The organism is Bradyrhizobium sp. LeoB3, assembly GCF_055456055.1.
The window spans coordinates 48,497-57,548 of sequence record NZ_JBVBEF010000057.1 but is presented as its reverse complement, the minus strand read 5'-3'; the positions used below and the strand labels follow the sequence as shown (position 1 = coordinate 57,548).

Genomic DNA, 9,052 nt, shown 5'->3' with positions numbered 1-9,052 from the left:
TCAATGACCGATACGACGAGCACCTCACGCGCCTGAGCGAGAAGGGGCAAGGCGTCGTGCACTGCACGAACTGCCGAACGTGTTCCGTCCCATGCAACGACAATCCGGTCTTTTGCGAGCACAGGGGTGTTTGGTGGCACGAAGACAATTGGCCGACCACTCGCAAACAGGGCGGCCTCGACCAGTTCTTTGCGAGGCGCATCAAATGATCCGCGCACATCGATCACCAGGACGTCGTGCACCTGGGTGCAATGGATCATTCGTTCGCGAAGCGAGAGGGACTGGTTTTCGGCCTGCAGAATGTCACACGATACGTTTGCAGCTGTCGCAGCGGACTGAACGAGCTCCGCCGTTCGTGCCACCCGTTCACTTGACGTTGCTGGCCTGGCGGCAGGACTCCCGACCTGCCGAATGTCCGGTTCAGGCGGCAAGTCGCGGAGGTCGGTCTCTACATCTGCAATCAATGCAGATAGATGCGCGCCATACATGCGAGCCAGGGCGATCGCACAATGCGCTCCGCTCGAGAGGTCATCTCTGCGCGACGGAGACAGGAAAACGAGTATGTCCTTCATGTTCCACCACCAGCCTGTCAAAGGCGATCCGGCGAATAGTCCTTACAACCCAGCAGTGTACGAGGTGGCACACAACATCAGATTGCCGCCTGCGACACGCGGTCGAAGAAGTACAGCCGGTCAGGATTCAGTGCGAGGCGAAGACGGTCGTGGACTTTCGCTTTGACGGTCGGTTCGACTGCGGCCACCATCGTGTTGGGACCGACCCTGACGTCGAGGAGAATCTGGGAGCCGAGCTTCTCAATGACCTCGACCACGGCATCGAAGCTGAGATCCGCCTCCTCGCTGCCGGATGCGACGCGCAGATCCTCCGGCCGGATGCCGAGCGTGACATTCTCTCCGACATGCGGCCGGAGCCGGCCTGCGATGGCGGCCGGCAGCTTGATGCGGATGCCTTCATGGCGGGCCCAGAGCGCACCCTCGGTATCAGCCATTTCCACCGTCGCGAAGTTCATGGCTGGCGAGCCGATGAAGCCTGCGACGAAACGGTTGGCGGGCTCGTTGTAGAGTTCCAGCGGTTCGCCCACCTGCTGAACGAGACCATCCTTCATGACGACCACGCGATCGCCGAGCGTCATCGCTTCGACCTGGTCGTGGGTGACGTAGATCGCGGTGGTGCCGAGGCGGACGTGGATCTTCTTGATCTCCACCCGCATCTGGATGCGCAGCTTGGCGTCGAGGTTCGACAGCGGCTCGTCGAACAGGAACACCTGCGGATGCCGAACGATGGCGCGGCCCAAGGCGACGCGCTGCCGCTGGCCGCCGGAGAGCTGCCGCGGCTTGCGTTGCAACTGTTCCTCTATGCCGAGGATTTCGGCTGCGGCCTTCACGCGGTTAGATATCTCGGTGCGATCGAACCCGCGCATCTTCAGGCCGAACGCCATGTTGTCGTAGACGCTCATGTGCGGATAAAGGGCGTAGTTCTGGAACACCATGGCGATGTCGCGGTCCATCGGCGGCAGCTCGTTGACAATGCGGTCACCGATCATGATCTCGCCCGAAGTGATCGATTCGAGCCCAGCCACCATGCGGAGCGTCGTGGTTTTGCCGCAGCCCGAGGGACCGACGAGCACCACGAATTCCTTGTCGTGGATATCAAGATTGACATCCTTGACGGCATGGACTCCGTCAAACCTCTTGTTCAAGCTCCGTATGATGACCCGAGACATGGCTCACCCTTTGGCTCACCCTTTGACGGACCCGGTGATGCCGGCAACGTAGTACTCGACGAAGAAGGAATAGATCAGCGCCACCGGCACCGAGCCGAGCAGGGCGCCGGCCATCAGCGAGCCCCAGTAGAATACGTCGCCGCGGACCAGCTCCGAGGTGATGCCGACGGAGACCGTCTTCTGCTCCGGCGAGGACAGGAAGACGAGGGCATAGATGAACTCGTTCCACGACAGCGTGAAGGCGAAGATTCCGGCCGAGAGGATGCCGGGCACGGCGACCGGAAAGACGATGTAGACCATCGCTTGCCAGCGGGTCGCGCCGTCGATGCGCGCACATTCCTCAAGTTCGCGTGGGATCGCCTTGAAGTAGCCCATCAGCAGCCAGGTGCAAAACGGGATGAGGAAGGTGGGGTATGTGAGAACGAGCGCCCAGGGCGTATCGCCGAGGCGGAAGTTGCGGATGATATCGGCGAGCGGAATGAACAGCAGTGTCTGCGGCACGAGATAGGTGATGAAGATTCCGGTCCCTAAGCTGCCGGCGAACGGAAATTTGAGCCGGGAGAGCGCGTAACCGGCGAGGAGCCCGCAGAACAGCGAGATCACCGTGGCCAGCACCGAAATGAAGAAGGTGTTCAACATCCACCTATTGAACAGCGTCTCGTCCAGGAGATAGCGGATATGGTCAAGGGTCGGATTGAGCGTCCAGAACGGCGTGTAGTTCGGCGCCATCCAGGGACGATAGAGCTCGGCGTCCGGGCGCACCGTCGTCACCATCATCCAATAGAACGGAAACAGCAGCCCGATCACGAACAGCGCGAGCGGGAGATTGAAGAAGACCCAACGACGCCAGCGCGCGCCCTCTATCATCAGAGTGTCTCCACGCGTCGGATGTAGAGCAGCTGCACGACGACGACGACGAGCAACACCGGGAACATGGCGAGCGATATCGCCGCGCCCTCGCCCAACAGACCCGTGCCGACGCCGATCTGATAGGCGTAGGTGGCGAAGAGCTGCGTGGCGTTGGCCGGTCCGCCGCCGGTCAGGATGTAGACGAGCTGGAAATCGGCGAATGTCTGGATCACCGAGAACAGCACCACAACCATGGTGACGGGCAGCAGCAAGGGCCAGGTGATGTAGCGGAAGCGCTGCCAGGGCCGCGCTCCGTCAATCGCGGCCGCCTCGGCGAGCTCCGGACTGATGGTCTGCAATCCGGCGAGCAGGCTGATTGCGTAAAACGGCACGCCGCGCCAGACATTGACGATCATCACCGAGATCAGGGCAAGTTGGGGGTCGCCGAGCCAATTGATGCGGGTGCGGATGATGCCGAGGTGAAAGAGCGTCCAGTTGATGACGCTGAAAGTCGGATCGAACATCCACTTCCACGCGAAGGTCGAGAGCACGGTCGGGATGATGAAGGGCAACAGGATGAAGGCGCGCGTCAGGGCCTTTGCCCTGAAATGGCGGTTGAGCAGCAGGGCAAGCCATAGGCCGAGCGCCAGCTTGAAGATCGTCGTCACCGCCGTGTAGAGGATGGTGTTCCAGACCGCGATGCGGAAGATGCTGTCGTTCATCAGCACCGCGAAATTCTGCAGTCCGACGAAATTTCCGGGCACGCCGACCTTGGCGTCGGTCACCGCCAGCAGCACGCCCTTGACGAAGGGATAGGCGATGAAGAGGCCGAGCAATACCGCGGTCGGCAGCAGCAGAAAGAACGCGAACCAGCGCTCGTTCTCAAGAACTCGCGTAACCGGCCCGCGGCGCGGCGCGGCCACATAGGGTTTGGCGGCGGCGACATAGTCGACGGCCATCGCGCGATTCTCCGAGCGACTGCCGGAGCGCTGCGGCCGCGGGCCGCAGCACCGAGGCGAGAGAGCAAAACCTAGCGCGCGGAAGAAGCGGCTTCAAGCGCCATAAATCCTCGCCACCTCATCGTGCGCCCATTTCACCGCGTCTTGCGGCGGCATGCCCTGTATCGCCTTTGCGGTCATGTCGACCATGATGTACTTGCTCAGCACCTCGGCTGCGCGCCGATCGGCCGGACCGGCGTAGCCGGGGAAACGCCCGGCCCGCGCCGCGGTGCGGAATGGCAGCATCACGGGGTCGTTGTCCCAGAGCTTGTCCTGCTCCCAAACCGTGGTGGCCCCGACGGAATAGCCCTGCTGCGAGTCGAACCACGCCTGATAGACCGGCTTGGAGGTGATCCAGCGCAGGAACTCCTTGCCGGGCTTTGGGTCCTTCACATACTTCATCAGCATGTTGGACATCGGCAGGTGATAGCCGAACTGACCGGCGGCGCCCTTGGGCAGCGGCGAGTGCAGGATGTCCTGCCAGAGCGGGGCGCCGGTTTCGGTCAGATAGACCTGGGGCTTGCGCTTGGCCTCGATATAGATCGAGGCGCCGTTCAGCGTGGAGCTGATCGTGCCTGCGAGGAAGGCCCGGTTGTTGCTGGTATCGTCCCAGGCGAGCCCACCCTCGTCATAGGCGTCGTTCCAGAAGCCGACGGCGAAGTTGACGGAATCGACCGTCGCCTTGGAGTTCAGCGTCACCGTCTTGCCGTCCGCTTCGACCTCCTTGCCGCCCCATGACCAAAGATACGGATAGGCATAGGTCGGCGGGTCGCCGAAGCTGTGGCCGACCGTCTGCCCCAGCGGCCGGCCCTTCGCCTTGAGCTTCTTGCCGGCCTCGCGATATTCCTCCCAGGTTTGCGGGAACTTCGGCGCGTCGTAGCCGATCTCCGCAAACCAGGACTTGCGGTACGCCAGTTGCGCGCCGAGCACGCACCAGGGGACCGCGATCCATTTCTTGCCGTCATTGGCGACGACGCGTGATTCCTCGTAGAAGCCGCCCTGCGCCTGGCCGATCTCCTCCGCCACATCGCTGACGTCGACGACGCTCTCGGGATAGAGCTGCGCCCAGTTGTTGAGCGCGCAGATCACGTCCGGTCCGGTGCCGGATTGAATCGCCGAGGTGGTGCGGGCCTGGATGTCGTTGCCGTTGATCATCTCGATGTTGAGCTTGATGCCGAGCGCCTTGGCGCATTCGGGAACGATCACCTTGCGGAGCAACTCGTCCGAGGCAGGAACGAAATCGTTCCAGCGCAGCCAGTGAATCGTCGTTGCCTGTCCGTAGGCGGGCGCCTGCTTCAGGGCAATGATTGACGCCAGTCCCCCAGTCCTCGCCGCCACCGCACCACCGCCGGAAAGCTTCAGAAGCTTACGCCGACTTATGCGAGCCATGATCTGTCCTCCCTGTTATTTCGTTAAGTTGAATTCTCCTCTTTGCATGCAGACGTCACCCAAGAGACGTTACCGAAAATACTCGGGCGTAAAGAATACTTGGGCGCGAAGAACTGGAGATATTAGCACGCCTGCGCAATTTCGATATCGGCGAGGTGGGCGGAAGCTCGCCCGAACCGGCATTAAGCCGGGATGGCGGCGGCTCTGCCGCGCAGTCTTCCGCACTGCACCGTTCCGGCAATCCATGCGTCAGCGCAGCGCAGCTTGCTTTGCCGACATGAAAAAACGCCCTGTGCTATAATGGTCGGGTCCGCAATCATGTGGAGCGGTGCCATGCGCGCACTCGAGGTGTTCGCGATCTACGTCGCGCCCTTCGTCGTGATCGGAATCATCGCCAAGGTCCTGATGAAGCGAAGCAGCGTCGATCTCACCGACGTCCAGGCGCAGGCGGGAGCAAATCGCAGACCGCGCAGAGTTTTCCTGTTGGGAGGCTGGCGCAACGAAAATTGAAGTTGCCTGTTCCGTCTTCTTCAAGGGCCGCAGCGCAAAAAAATTGCGATGGCGCCAGGAGCCGGCCGCGTGTATAAGCCGGTAGCTTCTTCCGTAGCATGAAGAGGCTGATATGAACGACTTGCATGCATGGCTCTCGCAACAACACCATGGCTTGCGAACCTTCCGAAACTTCCAACAAAAACTTGACGCGTTGGTGAAGGACGAGCCCGGGCAGCAGGCCTTGTGCCGGCTGCTGAGCGATCTCGTTGGTGGCTATATCGAAACCTTCGATGAAGAGCCTCTGCCCGTTGATATCGCGGACCATGCCTATCAGCGTCTGCTCGAGCTGGTTGGAAGCCTCGACCTTGAGGCAAATGCCGATCGGCGCCTGGCCGACATCAATCGCGTCGCGGCGTACGACTTGCTGCATTAATCGCAGATCGCTCGACTGCCAGACTAGAGAGCATTTTCGGTTCTGATGGAATCAGAACCGAAGCTCTGGATTCTTGTTTTGACGGGTTTTCTTCGCGCGAACCGGTGTCCACTTTGCTCGAAAGCGCTCTAATCCTCGTCGCCGAACAGCCTGATCCTCGGCGTCCCGACGCTTACCGGTTCGGCCTCCAAGACGCGTGACCGCTCGGTATCTTCCCTGACGCTGCGCTCGACGTCGCGCAGTTCGTCATCGCGCGGCTCGCGGACGCGGCGACGCTCAGCCCATTGCTGTCGGCGCTCCGCCTTGCGCCGCTGCTCGACACGGCGGGCGTCACGCTTGGATTCGGCGTCGCGTGCTCTTGCCAGCGCGTCGCCGGAAGAAGCCGACGAAGTGCGCGCGGCGGTTTGCGCCGACGGCTGTGCGTTGGCTGCAGGCTGCGCAGATGCATTGGGACCGCGCTCCGGCTCGCTCGACGCCGCGTTGGTTGGAGTGGTGTTGGTTTGCTGCGCCGGCTCGGCCTGCTGCGGCGGCGCTTGCGGCGCGGGATCGACGACGACCGGATTGGTCGCGGCGGCCCGGGTCGCTGCAAGATAGGGTACCGGCTCAGCCGGTGCATTCGATGTCGCGACAGGCTCCGCCGCGCGCCGCTCGAGCTTTGTCAGCTCGGCGCCTGCCTTTGGCTGATGCGGGCTTACGATGTTCGAGATCACCATGCCGCCGCCGAGGCCAACGGCGATCGCGATGACCACAGTTCCGACCCCCGCAAAAAATGCGGTCGTTGTGCGCATGACGGGCTCCCTCTCCTACGCCGCGAGCAACGTGCGAGCGGAAGCGATGTTCCTGCGGAACCCGCGCGACGAAAAACCTGCGCGACCAAGCGCAACGTCGCGGATGAAGGAGATTGCAGAAGGCGCGAGGGCGAAGTGGCGCGCTCAGATCATCGCGGCGACTTTTTCCAGGCCGATGACGCGGGCGAGCGAGCGGACTTCGTTCTTCTGGTCTTCGCGGAGCTGGAACAGGAGCGGCATTGCCGCCGATTTCAATTGCTGCACTTCGTCGGAGTCCGGATCGATCGGCACGCCGGTCGCGTTCGGATCGGCTTGGCGCTTCTGGTGGATCTTGCGGGCGACGGCGCGGAGCGCGGTCTCGACCGCCGGCCAGTAATATTCCTGCGACGAGGTCAGCTTCAGCCGATCCTTGATGCCGGCGATCTGCGCGTCGCTGAGCAGCGCGTAGTTCTTCTGCGGCGCGGGCTTGGCCACCGCCTTCGGCTTGGCGGGGGCCGCCGGCGTAGCCGGCTGGGCGGTTGCCGGCTGGTTCACGGGGGGCTCGGTCAATTTCGGCAGTCCCACATCGGCCGGCTCGGCCGAGGCATAGGCCTGGCGCAGCGAGGCCGTGAGATCCGGGATGGCAGCCTGGGCCTGGGCCTGAAGCTGCGCCTGCGCCGGGGTCTGCGGCTGCGGCTCATAGGCGGCGAGCGCGTAGGCCACCACCGCCAGACGATCCTTCTTGCTCTCCTTGTTGGAGACGGGATGAACGGGCGCGGCGTCCTCCGCGACACTGCGCGGCATCGGCACGCTGTCACGGCTCAAAATGCTGGTGGCGGCGGCGCCGACCACGAGGAAGCAGGTCAGCGCGATGATGGTCATGGCCCTGGTCAACGACGTCTCCATCCCGGCCGGATTACCCTTTGAAATTGAACGCCAATTGCGGCGTTAGCATGCCCTCGGAACCGCCAAGGCGGGAAAAGGCCGAAAAAATCGTATCCAAGCCAGCGAAAATCAGGCCGCGACGGCCAGTTCATAGGCTTCCTGGATGTCGGCGACGATGTCATGGGCCTCGAACAGCGCGGACCCTGAGACCGAATGCAGGCTGATGGTCCAGTTGGTCCGCCGGGTGCGGGGCATCCTGACGACGTCGAATTCGACGTTTCGGCAGAGCGGATGGCGCTGCAAGGCGTGGCGGACACGGGTCCGAAGCTCATCAAGGGTCGCGGGGGTTTTGGTGAGAGAGGCCTCAAGAAGCACGTCGCATCCCCTTTGGTCTTGCGCCAGCCCGGCCGTGGCGGCGGGCTGTCCTGCGCAGCTATTGTTGGGGCGAACGTGGTTAAGGCCGGGTTAAATGGTGAACACAGGGTTGCGAGCCGGACGGCAGGATGGGTACCAGCTAGGAGAGCTCGATACGGCGCGCCGCTGCACGATATTCCTCAACCGTCCGCGCAACCAGTTCATCCACCGCGAGCACGTCAGTCACGCCGGAGACCGAATGGCCGGCGCTCCAGATGTCGCGCCAGCGCTTGGGGCGGGCGCCGATGTCGATATCCTTGCCGATGTCGATGGCCCCGCGCTGCGGCAGATTGTCCGGGTCGAGGCCGGCGGCTTCGATCGAGGACCGCAGCATGTTGGTCTGCAAACCGGTGAAAGCGGTGGTGAGCAGGATGTCGTCGGCGCCGCTTGCGACCAGCATCTGCTTGTAGCGCTCGTCTGCCATGCTCTCGCGCGTAGCGATGAATTTGGTGCCCATATAAGCGAGGTCGCAGCCGAGCGCTTCGGCGGCGCGGAGGGCGTGGCCGTCTGAGATGCCGCCGGCGAGCACGATCGGACCATCGAAAAAGGCACGGACCGCGCGCACGAACACGAACGGATTGAGCCAGCCGGTCTGCCCGCCCGCGCCCGCGGTGAGCAGCACCAATCCGTCGGCGCCGGCCTCGACCGCGCGCTCGGCATGGCGGATCGATGCGACGTCGGCGAACACCAGCGCGCCTATATCATGCAGCGGTGCCAGTACAGGCGTGGGCGAGCCGACCGAGGTGATGACCATCTCCGGCTTGTGACGCAGCAGCACCTCCAGATCCTGCGGCAGCCGCGCGTTGGAGCGATGCACGATCAGGTTCGGACAGATCGGCGCGGCCGTCTTCCCGCTCGCGTCGGAATGACGCTGCAATCGATCTTCGATCTCGGCGAGCCACTGATCGAGCTGTTCCGTCTCGCGGCAATTCACCGTGGGGAACGAACCGATCACGCCATTGCGGCAGGCGGCGACCACCAGCTCGACGCCGGAGACCAGAAACATCGGCGCCGCAATCAGCGGCAGCGCGAGGCGTTCGCGAACGCGCGAGCGAAAGTTGTCCGACGGCAAGGCGTTCCTTCC

10 protein-coding genes and 1 pseudogene are annotated in these 9,052 nt (G+C 63.0%); 2 read left to right on the top strand and 9 right to left on the bottom strand.

The features are described 5' to 3' along the window. The 5 genes and pseudogenes from ACZXDY_RS29475 to ACZXDY_RS29455 form a co-directional block, all read right to left on the bottom strand. Nucleotides 1-572 (bottom strand): annotated as a pseudogene (locus ACZXDY_RS29475) (hypothetical protein); the annotation flags it as partial. Nucleotides 573-649: 77 nt separating this feature from the next. Continuing rightward, nucleotides 650-1,741: an ABC transporter ATP-binding protein gene (locus ACZXDY_RS29470; protein WP_028168695.1), complete on the bottom strand. Its 1,092-nt coding sequence runs from the start codon at nucleotides 1,739-1,741 to the stop codon at nucleotides 650-652. Nucleotides 1,742-1,756: 15 nt separating this feature from the next. Next, nucleotides 1,757-2,608, bottom strand: a complete 852-nt coding sequence (locus tag ACZXDY_RS29465; RefSeq protein ID WP_028168694.1) for a carbohydrate ABC transporter permease — start codon at nucleotides 2,606-2,608, stop codon at nucleotides 1,757-1,759. Further along, nucleotides 2,608-3,549 carry a carbohydrate ABC transporter permease gene (locus tag ACZXDY_RS29460; protein WP_464347915.1) on the bottom strand — a complete coding sequence of 314 codons (942 nt, stop codon included), beginning with the start codon at nucleotides 3,547-3,549 and terminating at the stop codon, nucleotides 2,608-2,610. The genes ACZXDY_RS29465 and ACZXDY_RS29460 overlap by 1 nt, the downstream gene beginning before the upstream one ends. A 93-nt stretch (nucleotides 3,550-3,642) precedes the next feature. After that, nucleotides 3,643-4,977 carry an ABC transporter substrate-binding protein gene (locus ACZXDY_RS29455; protein WP_464347914.1) on the bottom strand — a complete coding sequence of 445 codons (1,335 nt, stop codon included), beginning with the start codon at nucleotides 4,975-4,977 and terminating at the stop codon, nucleotides 3,643-3,645. A 333-nt stretch (nucleotides 4,978-5,310) separates the two neighbouring features. Here ACZXDY_RS29455 and ACZXDY_RS29450 point away from each other — a divergent pair, with 333 nt between their 5' ends. Both ACZXDY_RS29450 and ACZXDY_RS29445 read left to right on the top strand, forming a co-directional pair. After that, complete coding sequence (locus tag ACZXDY_RS29450) at nucleotides 5,311-5,487, top strand: hypothetical protein (RefSeq protein WP_208824251.1); 177 nt, start codon at nucleotides 5,311-5,313, stop codon at nucleotides 5,485-5,487. A gap of 112 nt (nucleotides 5,488-5,599) precedes the next feature. Continuing rightward, the gene (locus ACZXDY_RS29445) at nucleotides 5,600-5,902 is read left to right on the top strand and encodes a hypothetical protein (protein ID WP_028168691.1); all 303 of its coding nucleotides are present in this window, start codon (nucleotides 5,600-5,602) and stop codon (nucleotides 5,900-5,902) included. Between the two features lie 128 nt (nucleotides 5,903-6,030). On the opposite strand, the gene ACZXDY_RS29440 is transcribed toward ACZXDY_RS29445, so the two are convergent. The 4 genes from ACZXDY_RS29440 to ACZXDY_RS29425 form a co-directional block, all read right to left on the bottom strand. Then, nucleotides 6,031-6,690: a hypothetical protein gene (locus ACZXDY_RS29440; protein WP_464347913.1), complete on the bottom strand. Its 660-nt coding sequence runs from the start codon at nucleotides 6,688-6,690 to the stop codon at nucleotides 6,031-6,033. A gap of 144 nt (nucleotides 6,691-6,834) precedes the next feature. Beyond that, nucleotides 6,835-7,563 (bottom strand): hypothetical protein, encoded by a 729-nt coding sequence (locus tag ACZXDY_RS29435; RefSeq protein WP_464347912.1) that lies wholly within the window; start codon nucleotides 7,561-7,563, stop codon nucleotides 6,835-6,837. Nucleotides 7,564-7,683: 120 nt separating this feature from the next. Next, entirely contained in the window at nucleotides 7,684-7,929 is a 246-nt protein-coding gene (locus ACZXDY_RS29430) for a hypothetical protein (RefSeq protein ID WP_028168688.1), read from the bottom strand. Nucleotides 7,930-8,068: 139 nt separating this feature from the next. Next, nucleotides 8,069-9,040 carry an NAD(P)H-dependent flavin oxidoreductase gene (locus tag ACZXDY_RS29425; RefSeq protein WP_464347911.1) on the bottom strand — a complete coding sequence of 324 codons (972 nt, stop codon included), beginning with the start codon at nucleotides 9,038-9,040 and terminating at the stop codon, nucleotides 8,069-8,071. Between the last annotated feature and the right edge of the window lie 12 nt (nucleotides 9,041-9,052).

Bases quoted from the DNA above. Each gene is read 5' to 3' on its own strand.
- ACZXDY_RS29470 (WP_028168695.1), bottom strand. From the start codon at position 1,741: ATGTCTCGGGTCATCATACGGAGCTTGAACAAGAGGTTTGACGGAGTC.
- ACZXDY_RS29465 (WP_028168694.1), bottom strand. From the start codon at position 2,608: ATGATAGAGGGCGCGCGCTGGCGTCGTTGGGTCTTCTTCAATCTCCCG.
- ACZXDY_RS29460 (WP_464347915.1), bottom strand. From the start codon at position 3,549: ATGGCCGTCGACTATGTCGCCGCCGCCAAACCCTATGTGGCCGCGCCG.
- ACZXDY_RS29455 (WP_464347914.1), bottom strand. From the start codon at position 4,977: ATGGCTCGCATAAGTCGGCGTAAGCTTCTGAAGCTTTCCGGCGGTGGT.
- ACZXDY_RS29450 (WP_208824251.1), top strand. From the start codon at position 5,311: ATGCGCGCACTCGAGGTGTTCGCGATCTACGTCGCGCCCTTCGTCGTG.
- ACZXDY_RS29445 (WP_028168691.1), top strand. From the start codon at position 5,600: ATGAACGACTTGCATGCATGGCTCTCGCAACAACACCATGGCTTGCGA.
- ACZXDY_RS29440 (WP_464347913.1), bottom strand. From the start codon at position 6,690: ATGCGCACAACGACCGCATTTTTTGCGGGGGTCGGAACTGTGGTCATC.